22 protein-coding genes and 3 tRNA genes are annotated in these 16,490 nt (G+C 57.2%); 12 read left to right on the top strand and 13 right to left on the bottom strand.

Features of this window, described 5'->3' with window-relative positions:
* The first annotated feature begins 40 nt into the window (after nt 1–40).
* Entirely contained in the window at nt 41–424 is a 384-nt protein-coding gene (locus AC2FLD_RS05075) for an MAPEG family protein (protein WP_050602859.1), read from the top strand.
* A gap of 12 nt (nt 425–436) precedes the next feature.
* Here AC2FLD_RS05075 and AC2FLD_RS05070 read toward each other — a convergent pair whose 3' ends face one another.
* A complete protein-coding gene (locus AC2FLD_RS05070) occupies nt 437–589 on the bottom strand; it encodes a hypothetical protein (protein WP_157054140.1) in 153 nt (50 codons plus the stop codon).
* Nucleotides 590–737: 148 nt separating this feature from the next.
* Between AC2FLD_RS05070 and AC2FLD_RS05065 the strand changes: the two genes are divergently transcribed.
* From AC2FLD_RS05065 to AC2FLD_RS05055, 3 genes are all read left to right on the top strand, one after another.
* Nucleotides 738–812 (top strand) — tRNA-Gly (locus tag AC2FLD_RS05065).
* Nucleotides 813–845: 33 nt separating this feature from the next.
* A tRNA-Gly gene (locus AC2FLD_RS05060) sits at nt 846–920 on the top strand.
* 81 nt (nt 921–1,001) lie between these two features.
* Nucleotides 1,002–1,868: a GNAT family N-acetyltransferase gene (locus tag AC2FLD_RS05055; protein ID WP_496667784.1), complete on the top strand. Its 867-nt coding sequence runs from the start codon at nt 1,002–1,004 to the stop codon at nt 1,866–1,868.
* Here AC2FLD_RS05055 and AC2FLD_RS05050 read toward each other — a convergent pair.
* Nucleotides 1,865–2,104, bottom strand: coding sequence for an Lrp/AsnC family transcriptional regulator (locus AC2FLD_RS05050; RefSeq protein WP_050602861.1), 240 nt, complete (start codon nt 2,102–2,104; stop codon nt 1,865–1,867). The genes AC2FLD_RS05055 and AC2FLD_RS05050 overlap by 4 nt on opposite strands.
* Before the next feature lie 153 nt (nt 2,105–2,257).
* Here AC2FLD_RS05050 and hisB point away from each other — a divergent pair, with 153 nt between their 5' ends.
* Entirely contained in the window at nt 2,258–2,845 is a 588-nt protein-coding gene (hisB, locus tag AC2FLD_RS05045; protein ID WP_496667783.1) for an imidazoleglycerol-phosphate dehydratase HisB, read from the top strand.
* Nucleotides 2,846–3,484 (top strand): imidazole glycerol phosphate synthase subunit HisH, encoded by a 639-nt coding sequence (gene hisH / locus AC2FLD_RS05040; protein ID WP_496667782.1) that lies wholly within the window; start codon nt 2,846–2,848, stop codon nt 3,482–3,484.
* A gap of 3 nt (nt 3,485–3,487) precedes the next feature.
* On the opposite strand, the gene AC2FLD_RS05035 is transcribed toward hisH, so the two are convergent.
* Nucleotides 3,488–3,889: a DUF2147 domain-containing protein gene (locus AC2FLD_RS05035; RefSeq protein ID WP_496667781.1), complete on the bottom strand. Its 402-nt coding sequence runs from the start codon at nt 3,887–3,889 to the stop codon at nt 3,488–3,490.
* Between the two features lie 134 nt (nt 3,890–4,023).
* Here AC2FLD_RS05035 and hisA point away from each other — a divergent pair, with 134 nt between their 5' ends.
* Nucleotides 4,024–4,743, top strand: coding sequence for a 1-(5-phosphoribosyl)-5-[(5-phosphoribosylamino)methylideneamino]imidazole-4-carboxamide isomerase (hisA, locus tag AC2FLD_RS05030; protein ID WP_496667780.1), 720 nt, complete (start codon nt 4,024–4,026; stop codon nt 4,741–4,743).
* Between the two features lie 4 nt (nt 4,744–4,747).
* Here hisA and AC2FLD_RS05025 read toward each other — a convergent pair whose 3' ends face one another.
* A complete protein-coding gene (locus tag AC2FLD_RS05025; protein ID WP_496667989.1) occupies nt 4,748–5,140 on the bottom strand; it encodes a DUF302 domain-containing protein in 393 nt (130 codons plus the stop codon).
* Nucleotides 5,141–5,314: 174 nt separating this feature from the next.
* Between AC2FLD_RS05025 and hisF the strand changes: the two genes are divergently transcribed.
* From hisF to AC2FLD_RS05010, 3 genes are all read left to right on the top strand, one after another.
* Entirely contained in the window at nt 5,315–6,076 is a 762-nt protein-coding gene (gene hisF / locus AC2FLD_RS05020) for an imidazole glycerol phosphate synthase subunit HisF (RefSeq protein WP_496667779.1), read from the top strand.
* Nucleotides 6,073–6,390 carry a phosphoribosyl-ATP diphosphatase gene (locus AC2FLD_RS05015; RefSeq protein ID WP_496667778.1) on the top strand — a complete coding sequence of 106 codons (318 nt, stop codon included), beginning with the start codon at nt 6,073–6,075 and terminating at the stop codon, nt 6,388–6,390. Before hisF ends, AC2FLD_RS05015 begins: the two co-directional genes overlap by 4 nt.
* 69 nt (nt 6,391–6,459) lie before the next feature.
* Entirely contained in the window at nt 6,460–7,032 is a 573-nt protein-coding gene (locus AC2FLD_RS05010; RefSeq protein ID WP_050602869.1) for a hypothetical protein, read from the top strand.
* Here AC2FLD_RS05010 and AC2FLD_RS05005 read toward each other — a convergent pair.
* The 4 genes from AC2FLD_RS05005 to rlmB form a co-directional block, all read right to left on the bottom strand.
* Nucleotides 7,029–7,499, bottom strand: a complete 471-nt coding sequence (locus AC2FLD_RS05005) for a CoA-binding protein (protein ID WP_496667777.1) — start codon at nt 7,497–7,499, stop codon at nt 7,029–7,031. The genes AC2FLD_RS05010 and AC2FLD_RS05005 overlap by 4 nt on opposite strands.
* A 196-nt stretch (nt 7,500–7,695) precedes the next feature.
* On the bottom strand, nt 7,696–8,154 hold the full coding sequence (locus AC2FLD_RS05000) for a YHS domain-containing (seleno)protein (protein WP_496667776.1): 459 nt from the start codon (nt 8,152–8,154) through the stop codon (nt 7,696–7,698).
* Between the two features lie 98 nt (nt 8,155–8,252).
* Nucleotides 8,253–8,534 carry a hypothetical protein gene (locus AC2FLD_RS04995; protein ID WP_496667988.1) on the bottom strand — a complete coding sequence of 94 codons (282 nt, stop codon included), beginning with the start codon at nt 8,532–8,534 and terminating at the stop codon, nt 8,253–8,255.
* A 15-nt stretch (nt 8,535–8,549) separates the two neighbouring features.
* A complete protein-coding gene (gene rlmB, locus AC2FLD_RS04990) occupies nt 8,550–9,320 on the bottom strand; it encodes a 23S rRNA (guanosine(2251)-2'-O)-methyltransferase RlmB (RefSeq protein ID WP_496667775.1) in 771 nt (256 codons plus the stop codon).
* Between the two features lie 116 nt (nt 9,321–9,436).
* On the opposite strand from rlmB, the gene AC2FLD_RS04985 reads away from it, so the two are divergent.
* Nucleotides 9,437–9,520: transfer RNA gene (locus tag AC2FLD_RS04985), tRNA-Tyr, on the top strand.
* 421 nt (nt 9,521–9,941) lie between these two features.
* Here the strand turns inward: AC2FLD_RS04985 and AC2FLD_RS04980 are convergent.
* The 5 genes from AC2FLD_RS04980 to AC2FLD_RS04960 form a co-directional block, all read right to left on the bottom strand.
* Nucleotides 9,942–10,463: a DUF2478 domain-containing protein gene (locus tag AC2FLD_RS04980; protein WP_496667774.1), complete on the bottom strand. Its 522-nt coding sequence runs from the start codon at nt 10,461–10,463 to the stop codon at nt 9,942–9,944.
* A 69-nt stretch (nt 10,464–10,532) separates the two neighbouring features.
* Entirely contained in the window at nt 10,533–11,198 is a 666-nt protein-coding gene (locus AC2FLD_RS04975; RefSeq protein ID WP_496667773.1) for an NnrU family protein, read from the bottom strand.
* Between the two features lie 105 nt (nt 11,199–11,303).
* Complete coding sequence (locus tag AC2FLD_RS04970; protein WP_496667772.1) at nt 11,304–13,370, bottom strand: ABC transporter permease; 2,067 nt, start codon at nt 13,368–13,370, stop codon at nt 11,304–11,306.
* A complete protein-coding gene (locus AC2FLD_RS04965) occupies nt 13,367–14,416 on the bottom strand; it encodes a quaternary amine ABC transporter ATP-binding protein (protein ID WP_050602877.1) in 1,050 nt (349 codons plus the stop codon). Before AC2FLD_RS04965 ends, AC2FLD_RS04970 begins: the two co-directional genes overlap by 4 nt.
* 10 nt (nt 14,417–14,426) lie before the next feature.
* Nucleotides 14,427–15,377 carry an ABC transporter substrate-binding protein gene (locus tag AC2FLD_RS04960; protein ID WP_050602878.1) on the bottom strand — a complete coding sequence of 317 codons (951 nt, stop codon included), beginning with the start codon at nt 15,375–15,377 and terminating at the stop codon, nt 14,427–14,429.
* A 418-nt stretch (nt 15,378–15,795) separates the two neighbouring features.
* On the opposite strand from AC2FLD_RS04960, the gene AC2FLD_RS04955 reads away from it, so the two are divergent.
* The gene (locus AC2FLD_RS04955; protein ID WP_496667771.1) at nt 15,796–16,458 is read left to right on the top strand and encodes a DNA-3-methyladenine glycosylase I; all 663 of its coding nucleotides are present in this window, start codon (nt 15,796–15,798) and stop codon (nt 16,456–16,458) included.
* Nucleotides 16,459–16,490: the final 32 nt, after the last annotated feature.

Below are 16,490 nucleotides of genomic sequence, written 5' to 3'. Positions count from 1 at the left end.
AACTGCGTGGCCCTTTTCTATAATGGAACGGAGATACACCATGCTTGCAATCACCCCGATCTACGCGGCCCTGATCGCACTGCTTTATGTGACGCTCAGCGTCAAAGTGATCCTGCAGCGCCGCAGCGACAAGATCTCAGTCGGGGATGGCGGCAGCAAAATGATGATCAAAGCGGTACGGACGCATTCCAACTGCGCCGAATACGCACCCATCGGCCTATTGCTGATCGCAATGGTGGAGTTGCAGGGCGCAGGTGGCGTGCTTTTGCATGTGCTGGGCTTGCTGTTGCTGGCTGGACGTTTGCTGCACGCTTATGGGTTTGGCAGAACGCCACAGATCGTCATCCTGCGACAGATTGGTATGGGGCTGACCTTCACGGCGATATTGGTCGCTGCCATTGCGAATCTGGTTTTGGCGCTCTGACCGATTGCGGGTTTAACCCGCCAAAACCCGCGTTTCGATCAGCGGGGCTTGCATCAGGGTTGGCTCGACCTCTGCCACCCTGTCTTCGCCGCGCGCGCAGATCAGTGTTGTAAGCGCAATCAAGGCAGCCAACACCGCCATTTTCAGGTCCGCTGTATTTGTCATTTTCTTCTCTCAGCCCCTCTTGTTTTGTGATGCTCTGGATTTAGAACGCTTCAACCCTAGATTTCCGTCGAAAGATTTTTCCGCTTTTTTGCGTTTTTCCGCTTGCAGCCCCGCGTGGGAATTTATACATCCCTCCTCACTCAACGGCGCGGGCGTAGCTCAGGGGTAGAGCATAACCTTGCCAAGGTTAGGGTCGGGCGTTCGAATCGCCTCGCCCGCTCCATTGAGAGGTCTTTGGACCACATATGTATCTGATGCGGGCGTAGCTCAGGGGTAGAGCATAACCTTGCCAAGGTTAGGGTCGGGCGTTCGAATCGCCTCGCCCGCTCCAGATACCAAACTCTCCAAACATGCTGGTTCTTTGCTGGGCGTTGCGCCATTCTGGCCGCATTACGCAATGCAGGATTACCCTATGTCTGATTACATCATACGCCCGCTCACTGCCGCCGAAGTTCAGCACGCCGTCGATTGGGCCGGGCGCGAGGGCTGGAACCTGGGGGTTCATGATGCCGAGTGCTTTCGTCCGACGGACCCCGACGGCTTCTTGGGAGGTTTTCTGAACGGAGAGATGATCGCATCAGTTTCAGCGGTAAATTATGACGATCACTTTGCTTTCCTGGGCTTCTACATCGTCAAACCCGAATTCAGACACCATGGCCACGGGCTTGAGATCGCGCAGCATGCGCTGGCCCATTGCACCGGGCGCAACATGGGTCTGGACGGCGTGGTCGAGCAACAGGACAATTATCGCAAGTCCGGGTTCACCTTCGCCTATAACAACTATCGGTTTGCCGGAACGAAAACTCGGATGTTGGCGAAACTGGACACATCTCCGAATGATCGCATCGCGGATCTGAACAACGCATCCGTCGCATTGAAGGCTTATGACCGCAAACTGTTCCCTGCGCCACGTGACCTTTTTTTGGATAGTTGGCTGAGCGCTTACAGCCATGTCTCGAAGGTTTATACTGAGAATGGCGAGATCAGAGGCTACGCTACGCTGCGCCCTTGCCTCACGGGCTATAAAGTAGGGCCTCTGTTTGCGGACACCACCGATATCGCAAAGGCGTTGTTGAACGCTGTCTTGTCCTCGATTCCCGAGGACCACAATCAACACCAGGTTTTCGTGGATATGCCTCAGCCCAACGCATCAGCCTTCGCATTGGCCGACGAGCTTGGGCTGGATAAAGTCTTTGAAACGGCCCGGATGTATTCCGACCACGAGCCGGATATCGATCTGAACCGCATCTTTGGCGTCACCACGTTCGAACTTGGTTAAAACGCCTTGAACGTCATCGTCGTCAGCGAACGTTCGATGTTGGGAATCACCAACAAATGTTCGTTGATGAAATGACCTACATCCTCGGTTTCGGGGATGTAGAGTTTGAGCAGCAGGTCGTATTCACCGCTGGTGGAATAAAGTTCCGAATGAATTTCGCGCAGAGCGATTTCCTCGGCCACCTTATACGTGGTGCCGGGTTTGCAGCGGATCTGGATGAAAACGCAGGTGGACATGGTGTAACCCTATCGGTTCGTTTGCTTGCAAGCTGACACGGGGCACAGCCGGGTGCAATCCCCTGCAACAGTTTGCCGTGAATGCCACCTATGGTCTGGATAAGGCAACCCAACCCCGTCTATAAGCGCGCCTGTAGCAAAAGGAATTCGCCCATGCGCAGCGCTTCGATCAGCCGCAAGACCGCCGAGACCGAAATTTCGGTTCAGGTCAATCTGGACGGCACCGGCACCTATGACAACCAAACCGGCGTCGGGTTCTTTGACCATATGCTGGATCAGCTGGCGCGCCATTCGCTGATCGACATGACGATCAACGCCAAGGGCGATTATCACATCGACGACCACCACACGGTCGAAGATACCGGTATTGCGCTGGGTCAGGCACTGGCGCAGGCTTTGGGGGACAAGAAAGGCATCCGTCGTTATGGCGAATGTCACCTGCCCATGGACGACGCACAGGTACGCTGTGCGCTGGACCTTTCGGGCCGTCCCTTCCTGATCTGGAACGTTGATCTGCCGACCCAGAAGATCGGTACATTCGACACCGAGCTGGTGCGCGAGTTCTTTCAGGCACTCAGCACCCATGGCGGCATCACGCTGCATATCGATCAACTGCACGGTTTCAACAGCCACCACATCGCCGAAGCTGCCTTCAAGGCCGTTGCACGCGCCCTGCGGGATGCGGTTGAGACCGACCCCCGCAAGGCGGACGCTATTCCGTCAACCAAAGGCGCGCTGTAAATGCTGACCGCAATTATTGATTACGAAAGCGGTAACCTGCATTCGGCCGAGAAAGCGTTTCAGCGCATGGCGCGCGAGGTGAACGCGGGCGAGGTTGTTGTAACCTCGGACGCGGATGTTGTCGCGCGAGCGGATCGTCTGGTTCTGCCCGGTGACGGGGCATTTCCGGCCTGTGCTGCCGAGCTACGCGGCCACAAAGGTATCTATGATGCGATGGTCGAGGCAGTCGAGCAGAAAGGCCGACCGTTTCTGGGTATCTGCGTCGGCATGCAACTCATGGCAACAACAGGCCATGAATATACTGATACGGATGGTCTGGACTGGGTTGCCGGTGATGTGGTCAGGATCGAGCCTTCGGATTCAACTCTGAAAGTACCCCATATGGGCTGGAACAATCTGGTTCTGGAAAGCGATCACCCCGTGTTCAACGGAGTGAAATCGGGGGATCACACCTATTTCGTGCACTCCTACCACTTCCGCGTCACAGATCCGGCACAGCGGCTGGCTTATGTGGAGTATGGTCAGGAAGTCACGGCCATGATCGGCCGCGACACGATGGTTGGGATGCAGTTCCACCCCGAGAAAAGCCAGGACGTTGGCCTGCGTCTGTTGGGCAATTTCCTGACCTGGAAACCCTGACGCTTACTGGACCCTTGTCCAGGTCTGACCCCGGCAGATCAAACCGCCCGCCACACAGCCTTTGACAGTCAGATTGTTCTGGCCGTCCAACGACATTTTCGAGTTATAGGTCTTGTCGCGGTCCGGGGCCCAGATCTTGCCGCTGTCATAACTGCCGCCACCCTCGGGCACCATGTCCCAGATGATCTGTTTACCCAGATTTTCATATTCCAGCTGCTGGTTGCCATCCGCGTCGAACGCACTGTCGATGGTACCGCAAATCGCGCTGCCGCATTCTGAAATTGTTACGTGCAGATATCCGCCTGTATCACCCGGTGCGGTCTTCCACAGACCATCGACGGGATCAGCGGCCATTGCCCCGGTTGCAAGAAGCGTCAAACCCGCTGCAAAAGTAAATCTCTTCATGGTTTTCTCCCTGTTTTGAGGACAGTCTGACCCGCCAATGGGCGACGGGCAAGAATGACCCAGCGTCGCGTTGCATCCCCTGCCCTGCTTGTGCGATATCCCGCGCGTGTAACAGTGATATAGGGCCGCCCGAAATGATCCTCTACCCCGCCATCGACCTCAAAGACGGCAACGCCGTCCGCCTTCTGCGCGGAGAAATGGACAAGGCGACCGTTTTCAACGAAGACCCCGCCGCACAGGCCCGCGCCTTTGTCGAGGCGGGATGCGAGTGGCTGCATCTGGTCGATCTGAACGGCGCTTTTGCGGGTGAGCCAGTCAACGCAGCCCCCGTCGAGGCGATTCTGAAAGCGTGCAATGTGCCAGCTCAGCTGGGCGGTGGCATCCGCGACATGGCCACCATCGAGACCTGGATAGACAAGGGTCTGGCCCGGGTCATTCTGGGCACGGTTGCTGTCGAAAACCCCGATCTGGTGCGGGAAGCCGCCAAAGCCTTTCCCGGCAAGGTCGCTGTGGGTATCGACGCGCGCAACGGGATGGTTGCCACCAAAGGTTGGGCCGAAGAAACTGACGTGCAAGTCACCGACCTTGCCCGCAGCTTTGAGGATGCCGGTGTCGCCGCAATCATCTATACCGATATCAACCGAGACGGCGCCATGCAGGGTCCGAACATCGAGGCCACCGCCGCGCTGGCACAGGCTGTATCAATCCCGGTCATCGCCTCGGGCGGTGTCAGTTCTCTGGACGACCTGATTGCCCTGCGCGACTGTGGTGTCGAACTGGACGGCGCGATCTCGGGTCGGGCACTGTATGATGGCGCGATTGACCTGGCCGAGGCCATTCGCGCCCTGTCTTGATAGGTTACTGCGCGGCAGCGGCGGTCAGTTTGGCCAAAGCGCCGCGCATCTTTTCGATGGCGGGTGACTTTTCGACTTCATCCAGCTCATCCATCGTTTCTTTGGGGTCTTCATAAGCCAGCCAGACCTGACCGTTGGCATCTTCATAGGCCTGCACCTTGAGCGGCAGGAACAACCCGGCACGTGGATCAATCTGCATGGCTGGTGTGCCCAGCGCAGGATTGCCGAAAATCAGCACCTGATTGGCGGGAATGGGTGTGCCGACCTTTTCCGCCCCGGCCGCATGGTCGATGCGTGCAAACACGGTGGCCCCGGCGTTGCCGACCGCTGCTTCCAACGCGTCCAGCGCCTCAACCACGGATTTATTTGTTTGAACTTTGATAATGTCGTCAGCCATGGCGGATAGTGCGCCCCCGAATGTTAGAATTGAAGCCAGAAGAAGATGTTTCATCTCGATAATCCTTTTCATGAATTTCACCTCTAATTTCCATGGCTTCACGATGGATCGCAATCACAAGTCTGGCATCGGCGGGGCTTTGCCGCTAAAGGTCCGGCAACGAAGGACGCCCAGATGCTAAAAACCCGGATCATTCCCTGTCTCGATGTTGCTGATGGCCGCGTGGTCAAAGGTGTAAACTTCGTCGGTCTGCGCGATGCAGGCGACCCGGTGGAATCGGCCAAAGCCTATGACGCTGCCGGTGCAGATGAGATCTGTTTTCTGGATATTCACGCGACCCATGAGAACCGTGGAACCATGTTCGATGTGGTGCGACGCACGGCCGAGCAGTGCTTTGTGCCGCTGACAGTGGGCGGTGGCGTACGCACCAAGGATGATGTCCGTGCCTTGCTTTTGGCAGGGGCGGACAAGGTCAGCTTCAACTCGGCCGCCGTTGCCAACCCGGATGTGATCGCGGAAGCAGCGGACCAGTTCGGAGGTCAGTGCATTGTCTGCGCCATCGACGCCAAGACGGTCAGCCCCGGCAAGTGGGAGATCTTTACCCATGGAGGACGCAAGCCCACCGGCATTGATGCTGTGGAATTTGCAAAAACCGTCGTTGCCAAAGGGGCCGGAGAAATCCTGCTGACCTCGATGGATCGTGACGGCACAAAGGCTGGGTTCAACCTGCCCCTGACCCGCGCAATTTCCGATGCTGTGGACGTGCCGGTGATCGCCAGCGGCGGTGTCGGCAATCTGGAACATCTGGTGGAAGGCGTCACGAAAGGCCGGGCGAGTGCGGTACTCGCTGCTTCAATTTTCCACTTCGGCGAATACACCATCCGCGAAGCCAAGGAACACATGTCCGCCGCTGGTATCCCGATGAGGCTGACATGAACACTCTGCACGAACTGGCCAATACAATTGAGGCTCGGAAGAGTTCTGACCAGGACTCCAGCTGGACGGCCAAGCTTCTGGCCAAAGGCCCAGTAAAATGCGCCGAGAAATTCGGCGAGGAAGCCATTGAGGCGATCATCGAGGCCGTTAAGGGTGACAAAGCCAAGCTGACCTCTGAGGCGGCGGATGTTCTGTATCACCTTTTGGTCATGTTGGCCGCACGGGACGTGGCGCTGGATGATGTCTTGGCCGAACTGGCCCGTCGTCAGGGCGTCAGCGGCATCGCGGAAAAGGCATCCCGCTCCGACGGGTAACGCCTGGGTTCCGCGCCGCTGTTTTGACCGCTATACTCGGGCGTCAGATTGGCAGGCCGAGGGCGCGATATGATCCGAGTTTTGATGCTTGTGGCAACGCTTGCCATTGCTGCGGCCTGCTCTGCGCCACCTGCCTCGACCGGGGACGAGGTTCAACGACTGTCAGCCGAAATTCAGGCGCTGGGTCCTGATATCGACCCAGAAGAAGCCCGACGGGCTGCGCAAGTCGCTTATGCCTACACCGCGCAGCTTGTCGATGAATATCAGATCACGGATCCGCCATTGATCCACAACGCAAAAGTCAACAAGGGCCTACGCCCGCGCGGGCTGTGCTGGCACTGGGCCGAAGACATTGAGCGTCGCCTGAAACAAGAGAACTTCCAAACGCTGGAGATGCACCGCGCCATCGCCAATGCCGACAACCCGCTGAGGATCGACCACAGCACCGCAATCATCAGCCGCAAGGGGGAAACGCTGTATGACGGCGTTGTACTGGATCCGTGGCGCTACGGCGGGGTTTTGTTCTGGTCTCCGCTGGTTGAGGACACCCGGTACGAATGGGTGCCGCGCGACGTGGTTTTGGAGAAGCGGCGTCAGGAACAAGTGGCCCGGCTGAAACCGTATCAGCCGGCAACGCCTTAAAGCTTGGATGAGATGATTCCGGTCGAAAACCCGCCCATGCGCAGCTCGCCAAACAGGCGTTGATACTCGATCTTGGGACAGCGGTTCATCACGACGTCCACACCTCGCGCTTCGGCCTTTGCGGCTGCTTCGGGATGTTCAACCCCGATTTGCATCCAGATCGTACTGAGTGAAGGGAAGGCTGCCAACGCTTCGTCAACGATGGGTGGCACAGCTTCGGACCGCCGGAAAATGTCGACCATGTCCACCGGCTCGGATAACTCCGACAAGCTGCCACGCACCGTCTGGCCAAACAGTTCCTTACCCGCATGTCCCGGATTGACCGGGATCACAACGAACCCTTTCAACGACAGATAACGCGCCACGTAATAGCTGGGCCGCACCGGATTCATGGATACCCCAACAACGGCGACCGTCTTGGTCCGTTGCAGAATGGCTTTCAGATATGGGTCAGAATACTGAGGCATGCCTCATCCTTAACAGGGTTCCAAAAAGAAAAAAGCGCCCAAGAAACCTTGGGCGCCAGTTGTTGGAACGAGGGACAGTGAAATGACCCGCGGCAGTTCCGTTCCGCGGTCACTGTGACATTTAGGCATAAGTTTGAGGAAAAAAAGAGGTGGCGCGCTTTTTTGTGATGACTTTTCACAATCAGCTGATTCCCGCCTAATCCTGATACAGGATTATCGGCCAGTTTTTTTCTGCCATTTCAATGTATTCGGCCCTGTCCTGCCGCCACATCGCCTCGATCTGTGGGGAATGCGTCAAATACAGGCGACCATCGACCAACTGCCACGCATTGGGATCGGTGCTTTTCAGGACCCCCTTGGCCATCGCATAAGAACAATACCCGCCAAACTGCGGGGCAAAGGCGCGTGGGTTGCTTTCAAAGCGCTCACGGTTTTCCACAGATGAGAAATGCCACTTGGCCCCTTTCCACATCACCGCATTTTCAGCTGCGCCCATGACAGGCGTCGAACCTTCAAAATAGGTCACGGGGTCATACCCGGCCAATGCCACACCTTCGGTGACAAAATAGACCGGTTTGTCCTGCGCGAATGCCGCAGAAGTCAGGAAAACGGCACTCAGCACGCCAAGGATGGTACGTCGGATCAACATCGTCATTTCAGAATCTGCAATCTTGAAGGTATCAAGATGCAAGTTTTTTCCGGCAACGGAAGCCCTGTTGACATGGATGTGATCAGGGTTCAGCGCCGCTGCCCTTAGTCAAAGATGTCCTCGATCACATCCCAGGCTTCGTCAAACACCCGCGAGAGCATAGTTTTCTTCTTCTTTTTGCGTTTCGCCTTAGTTGGTGACACATGAGAACCGGCCGATCGTGCTTTTGCGGTTTTCCCGGTCTTTCGCCTGGGCAGCATCTTCAAATCATGCAACGGCGCCCCGCAGTTTGAACAGCTGAGCTCGTATCGCTCTTTGCCCTTCAGGACCAGGGCCGCGCGAGTCCCGCAATAACAGCAGGTGGCGATTTTGGATGGACCGGAAATGGCGCTCTCCTTTGCTCAGGGACGAGATGCATATAAGGCGATTGCCGCCGCGTTTGAGACATTCAGTGACCCAAACCCACCTGCTGCGTCAATTTTCACCAACTGATCCACGGTTTCCTTGGTCTTCTGCCGCAAACCCGGGCCTTCCGCACCAAGCACAAGCGCCACGGGGCGATCACTTCCCTCGCCCAGCGCGCCTTCGATTGTCACCTCGGCTTCGCCGTCCAGTCCAAGTACCAGAAAGCCCATGCCCTGAAGTTCAATGATCGCGTCCGCAAGGTTGCGCACCCGCAGATATGGTTGGCGCTCCAGCGCGCCGCTGGCAGTTTTGGCCAGCGCTCCCGTTTCGGGTGCAGAATGATGGCGCGTGCCAATCACGGCGCTGGCCCCAAGAACTTCGGCCGAGCGCAGAATCGCCCCAACGTTATGCGGATCGGTCACACGGTCCAACAGAATGACTCTCGGGTTTTCCCGTCCAATACAGTTTTCGACCAGACCACCCCAATCCAACGGCTTGACCTCAAGTGCTGCACCCTGGTGAACCGATCCCGCATCGATGGGCGCGGTAAATTTGCGCGGATCAACCATGTCGACCTCGATCCCTGCAAATTCAATCGCTTCGGCCAGTTTGTCACGCGCGTTGCGTGTCACGATCAGGCGCAGTTTCTGACGACTTGGGTTCATCAAAGCATCCCGCACCGCGTGCAGGCCAAACAGCCAGACGGTTTCGGCCGCAGCAGCTTTGCGCGCCTGTTCCTTTTCGACGACCCATTTGGGTTTCTTCATTTTAAGGGCCTCCGGGCCGAGAATTCGGTTTCCTGCGTCAAAGCGAAATTTTCCTGTTGACGCTCCTTTGGTGCGCTAGTAATCACGCCTCCACGTCAGGTGCAACGCCTGACAGTGGGCGACAGGCCGCAAGGTGTGGCAGGGGACTGTAACTCCCTCGCGGAGACGCACGCCTGGTTCGATTCCAGGGTCGCCCACCATCTTCCAAAGTATCTGAAATCATGTTGAAAACCCTTTTTTCAGAGATTTCCAGTCAGAGCTCGTTGCAAACCCGGGCACTTTCAAGCGGGTTCAGTGCTATCGCACCAGTTGGTTCTGACCCTCAACAATCCACTACAAGGGCAACCGTTCTGGAACGACCTTTATCACCCGTTTAGCCCCAACACGGTTTGGTGTAACGATTGGTGCCCTGGTTATCGGATAGACAACCTGAACGTCACCCTGGCACCTGTTCCCTTGCCCGCCAGCGGCCTGTTGTTGTTGGATGCCGTGATAGCATTTGGCGGATATCGCAGACTTGGGGCATCGTAGTTGCTACCAATACCCAAAAAGGCCGCGCTGATTGATTATCAGCACGATCTTGTTTGCGTTTGCCACTGTGTGTCTTGCGATTTGACGCGCCTATTCCGCCGCCGTACGCAGCTCTGAGACCCTTTCGAACCAGGCCTCAATCGCATCCAGATCGGCTGGCAAGACCTCGGCAGCACCGTCTGCGAAGGCCTGGAACTTCTCCTCGTTCAATCCGTTCACACCGACCAGAACCGGGATGTCCATCGCCAGCGCTTCACCGATCACTGGGCGGAATCCGCGCCCGTCGGATTCGTGCTTGCCGAACTTGTTTATGATCAACAGTTGAGGCGCATCTTCAAGCGAGGCTGTCACATATCCCACGGCCTGTTCCAGCGCCGCCGGATCCAGACGGCAGCCGCGCGACTGGGTTCCCAGCGATTGCGAGATGCGGATGGTTTCACCCTCTGGCAGCACGCGTACATCCATATCGCATTTGCTGCTGTCCACGCATTCGGTGTTGGTCTGAACAACGCCCGCCAATTTTGCGCCCGAGTCCAGTAGACGTTCTGCGACAGCGCTCAGCAAGCGGTCGGTGGCGCCGCGATCGGTGGTGGTGACATAGGCCAGATTCATCTTGGACCTCTTGTTTTTCATTGCGACATTTCAAATAGCACGCCAAGGCGCATCCGACCACTCCCCTAGCTACGGAAGCGGCGACAGGCCGATCACAGGTGCATGCAGGTGAAGAAGAACTGCGTATACTGCAATCGCCGCCAGCCAGACCCTGGGACGCGGCCAGGGACGCGGCGCGCGGAGTGAAAACCGTGCAGTGTTTCGAGACAATCGGACCCACTCAAAGCCCATTTCGCGGGATTTACGCCGGTCGATCAGGGCCATGCCCATTGCCGCGAACCCGGCAAAAAGACCGAACAGGATCACATGAGAAAGGCTGCCATTGGCCAGCAAATGCGCCACCGCCCACAGCATCAGAGCGGCAAGAATGGGATGGCGGGTTGTGCGTAGAATACCGGGCTGCTCTGGATCAAACGGTCGGTTGCCCAGCCCACCAAACGAGAACGGGTTTTGGATAGCCAGCCCCACAACTGCCAGCCAGCAGACAACCGGCATGATCAGGATCGGAACCCAGCGCAGAACCGCAAACGGTGGAATGACCTCCACATACGGTGCGTTTGCGGCAGCAATGATCAGCCAGGCCAGCACAGCCAGCGACAGGATGGAATACCCTGCAAAATACCCGCGATGCCCCAGCGTTCCGACCAGCCACCCGCGCACTGCGGGCCGCACGGGAATTACGTGGCTGAGGAGGAATGTGATAAGCGCTGCAAGGAATAGGCCCCAACCGGTCATGGTGATCTCCGAATGTATTGGGATCGGTCTAGTTCAGGACGGCGGCGGCTTCCTTGTCCGAAATCAAGTTTGGAACAGGGGCAGATGAACCGCCCCTGCCCTGTTTTATAACCCAAGTGCAGCGCGGCGTTCTTCGGCAAAACCTTGCACGATGCGATCAGCAATCAGTGCCAGAATCGCCATCGCCGCGCCCGCCGAGATACCAAGCCCCACATCCGCCTGACCCAGCGCCAGATAGATCGACTGACCCAGACCTGTGGTCCCGATCAGGGCGGCAATCACCAACATTGCAAAGGCATAGAGAATGGTCTGGTTCAGCCCCAGTAATATGGTCGGCGCTGCATAGGGTGCTCGTACGTCCCGCATGATCTGCCATTCGGTCGCCCCGCTGGAGATCGCGGCCTCCATCATTTCCTCTGGCGTGTTGACCAGCCCGTGCCGGGTGTAGCGGATCATTGGGACGATCGCGTAGGCGCAGATTGCAAGGAAGGCCGAGAATTCGCCGATTTGAAACACCATCAGGACCGGGATCAGGAACACGAACAGCGGGATCGTCTGCAGCATATCGCAGATCGGGCGGACCACTTTCCACACCGGTTCCCATACCGCGCTGGCAAGACCGATCAGGCCGCCAAGCACGGCGCAGGAAAACACTGCCGCGCCGCTGAGGTAGAGTGACAGAAGCGCTCTTTCCCAAAGGCCCGAAACAAGGATGGTGCACAGCAGACCCACACAGAGCGCGGCCAGACGCCAACCGCCCGCGACCCAGCTCAGCGCGGCAACACTGGTCAGGACAAAAGGCCACGGCAGGTTGGCGATGCCAGTTTCCAGCATTCCAATCAGGATCAGAACGATCAGGCCACCCGTCAACCGCCCGCGCCAAGCCATCAACAGGGCAATCGCGGCACCAGCGGCGAACAGGCCAGCGCTCATGGTCGACGTCCACTGAAAGCCCCAAGTGAAGGGCAGCACCGCCTGATCCAGACCGATCCGTAACGGCAGCAGCACATAGAACAACGAGTTGTTCTTGAACGCATCCAGCCAAGGGCCGTTGGCTTGTGTGAACGCGGTCAAGCCGCTGTCGACAGCCTCGGCCATCGGGTCCAACAGGGTCAGTTCGGACGGATTCGGCAACCAATTGCGGAATGCCAAAGTAAACAACACGGCAAAGCCCAGCATCGCCCAGACAACACGGCTGTCATAACGTTTGCGTTCGGTTGCAAGGGTGCCACTCATCCGGTCGATCACCACGGCAAAGACCACGATGACCAGACCCGCCATCAGCGATTCACCGAACTGAGCTTTGCGCATGGTCAGCAAAACCTCCCAGCCGATATCGTTGAACCCACCGATAACTGCGGCAATGATCACCATCGACAAAGCGGCCATAAGGCATTGGTTCACACCGACCATGATCTGCGTTGTAGCGGCGGGGATTTCGACCTGAAACAGTTGCTGGAACCGTGTGCCGCCAGACATGATGGCGGCCTCTTTGATCTCGGGCTCCACGCGCTCCAACCCCAGCATCACGTTGCGTGCCATAGGTGGCGCTGCGTAGATGGCCGAGGCGATCAGGCCGACAACGGGCCCAAAGCCAAAAAGCAGCAACAGAGGCGTTAGATAAGCGAAGGTCGGTACCGTTTGCATGACATCCAGAACAGCCTGCACCAAGGATTTTACCTTAGGCACCTCATTGGCGAGAATGCCGATACCGCCGCCCATGATCAACGCCACCGGGACGGAAACGGCAACAAGAGCCAAGGTGTTCATGCTCTCGGCCCAATAGCCCGACGCCAGTACAAAGCTGAGACCCAAAAAACCCAGTGCTGCCATCGGCAAGCCGCCAAGGTACCAGCCCAGTGCGGTCACGATTCCAATCAGGATGGGCCATGGCGTATTGCCCAGCACGTAATTAGCCCAGTCCATCGGATAGGTCATCAGGTCTGAAAACAACCGCATCGCCGGTTTGATCAGGTTCAAAAACCAGTCCAGAAACGCGCCAACCCATTGGGTTGCAGGCAATTCCCACGCAGTTGGCCATTTCACCAGCCATGGGGCGATACCTTCAAGCACAAGGCAAACGGCGCCGATGATGACCGTGATAAGGGCGGCCTTTGCCCCCGCCGTCAACTGCGCGCTGTTTTGCGTCGACAGGTCGGTTACAGCCGTCATGATTCGTCCACCTGCAACGCGGCAGCAAGATCAGATGGATGTACCGTACCGACAACGTTGCCGTCGGCGTCCCGCACCGGCACGGGCTCATACAACTCCATGCAATGCGCAAGGGCCGCGTCCAACGTCATCGAAGTGGTCAGGCCAGGATCGTCCGGACCACAGTCCGCCTCGCTCCGCATAACCGAGGCGACCTTGGCGTGCTGACCCTTGGCCACGTCTTTCGAAAATTCGCGAACGTAGTCATCTACGGGGCGCAATACGATATCTGTCGGCGTTCCGATCTGGACGATCTTGCCATCGCGCATGATGGCGATGCGGTCGGCCAGTTTCAGTGCTTCTTGGATATCGTGGGTAATAAACACGATTGATTTCTTCAGCGTCGCCTGAATGCGCAGAAACTCGTCCTGCAGCTGTCGGCGGATCAGTGGATCAAGGGCCGAGAACGGTTCATCCAGAAACCAGATATCGGGGTTCACGGCGAGGCTGCGTGCGATGCCCACACGCTGACGCTGACCACCAGAAAGCTGACGAGGAAAGCTGTCTTCGCGCCCGTCAAGACCGACCAGTGAGATTACTTCCTGCGCGCGGTCCAGCCGTTCCCTTTTGCTCACGCCTTGAACACGCAACGGATAGGCCACGTTTTCGGCCACGGTCATATGCGGGAACAGACCGAAATGCTGGAACACCATACCCAGCTTTTTGCGGCGCAGGTCCGTCATCACCTTCTTCGAAGCACCAATGACGTTTTGATCATCCACACGAATCTCGCCGCCCGTGCCGGGCAGCAGTTGCGAGATACAGCGGATCAACGTGGATTTACCCGAGCCTGACAGGCCCATAATGACGAACAACTCGCCCTCTTTGACCTCGAAATTGGCGTCTTGCACCGCCGGGATGAACCCGTTTTCCCGCAGGTCGGTGGCGGCTTTGTCAGCGTCATTCCCTGACCGAGACAGCGCGTCGGTCAGGGCTTTGTCAGCGCCGGGGCCAAACACCTGCCAGAGATTCCGGCAGGCGATGGCTGGCATAGTCGCGTCAGTCACTTACGCGCGCTCACTGCGTTGCTGCGTCAACAACCGGACGCCACTTGCCTTCGTTTTCGGCCATCCATGCGGCAACAACCTCTTCGACCTGTCCGCCGTCAACGTCGATCGCGCCCATCATTGGCTGCTGGTCTTCGACCGCCAGTTGGTAGTTCGACAGGATCTCATAAGCAGCGGGCCATTTGTCCTCCATGCCGCTCCAGCTGGCTTTGAAGATGCGCGACGGCGAGAAGTCGCAATCGTTGATCGCATTGGGGTTCGGGCCCCATGCCGGATCGTTGAAGCACGCCTCTTCACCCGCGGGCAGGTCGACGAACTGGACGTCATAGGCCGACATCGCCCAATGCGGCTGCCAGAACGTGATCAGCAGCGGCGACTTACGCTCGGTCGAGGCGCGCAGTTCAGCGATCAGAGCACCTTCGGAACCCGCAGGCACAGCTTTGAACGGCAGTTCCAGACCGGTCATACGATCTGCGCCAGGCGTCCCCCAGTCGGCCGGATAGTCAACCAGACGGCCACCAGGCAGGGTTTCGGCGGTTGCGAAGACCTGCGCACAGTCTTTCAGCGCCTCCCAGGCGGGAAGGCCCGGGCACAGATCAGCGACGTGCGCCGGGTATGCGATGCCTTCCTTGGCAGCCAGGCCCAGATCGCCGATTTCGACAACCGTGCCTTCGTCGATCTTCTTGGCATATTCGTCCGATACGTTGGACGACCAGATTTCCAGCGTCGCGTCGATGTCGCCATCGGCCAGCGCTTGGAACTGGTTCATCATGCCCGCAGTCACAAACTCGACGTTATAGCCTGCGGCCTTGAGCATCTCACCCGCCACATGCGTGGTCACGTGCTGACCAGTCCATTCATTGATCGCCAGCTTGATCGGCTCGTCCACGGCACCCATATCCGCCGCTTGCGCCGCACCAGCAACGGTTAGGGCCATAAGGCTTACACTTAGTTTTTTCATGGATTTTCTCCCTGTCTTATTTGTTTTGCCCACCCCGGCGGACTTGTTTCCGCCGGCATACTTGTCTGACGACAATACCATGTCGCAACATGCACAAATTTAGCCGGAAAAGGAAAGTAATCAGTTTGTACCAGACGACGTTAATCGTACGGCAAACCGTGGATATTTCCTTTCAAGTACCCCTAACGCACCCGGCATGGCCAATCATTAACCCTCGTACAAAACGCGGATCGTTGACTGACGAGTCAATCACAAACTATTTTGCCCCCGTTTGTCGAGGATTTCTTTAACACTTCTGCCCTTTTTTCACTCGGATCAGAAATGTCAGCACAACAGCTAAGAAGCACTATTTCAAGTTTGCCATTGCCAAACCGGAACAAAAGACAAACATTCGAGGAGTGATTTTGAGGTTTGGCTGATGCGCACATTTGACGAAATCTTCGACATTTCAGCAGCACGACATGGCGGGCCGGATGCGTTGGAGGCGATGCTGCACAAACCCAAGAGCCCTGAGGAACTGGCCGCAATTCCGGAAGATCGCTGGCTGGCCATTATCACGAAATGCGTTTTTCAGGCCGGGTTTAACTGGAAGGTCATCGAAAACAAATGGGATGGATTCGAGATCGCGTTTGATGGTTTTGATGTAGGTCGATGTGCCTTTATGGATGACGAAAAATTCGATGCGTTGCTGCAGGATACGCGAATCGTGCGCAATGGAACCAAGATCGCGGCAGTGCGGGACAACGCTGCGTTTCTGATGGAGCTGCGTGAAGAAGGTGGTGCGAGCAAAGTACTGGGGGGGTGGCCCTCAACGGATTACATCAACTTGCTTGCACTGCTGGCCAAGCGTGGGTCACGTCTGGGTGGCGCTTCAGCCCAATACGCGATGCGATTTTCCGGACGGGACAGTTTCATTCTGTCTCAAGACGTTACAGCGCGACTGATCGCAGAAGGTGTGATCGACAAACCCGCCACGTCCAAGAAAGCTATGCTGGCCGTTCAACATGCCTTTAATACTTGGATGGACCAATCCGGGCGATCCCTGAGTGAAATCAGCCGGGTTCTGGCCACGAGCCTGTGAAAACGGTTTGCGGAACAGGCACAGCGGACTAG

It is taken from the genome of Ruegeria sp. CDSA021, from assembly GCF_059612325.1.
This window is presented reverse-complemented; position numbering and strand designations above follow the sequence as displayed.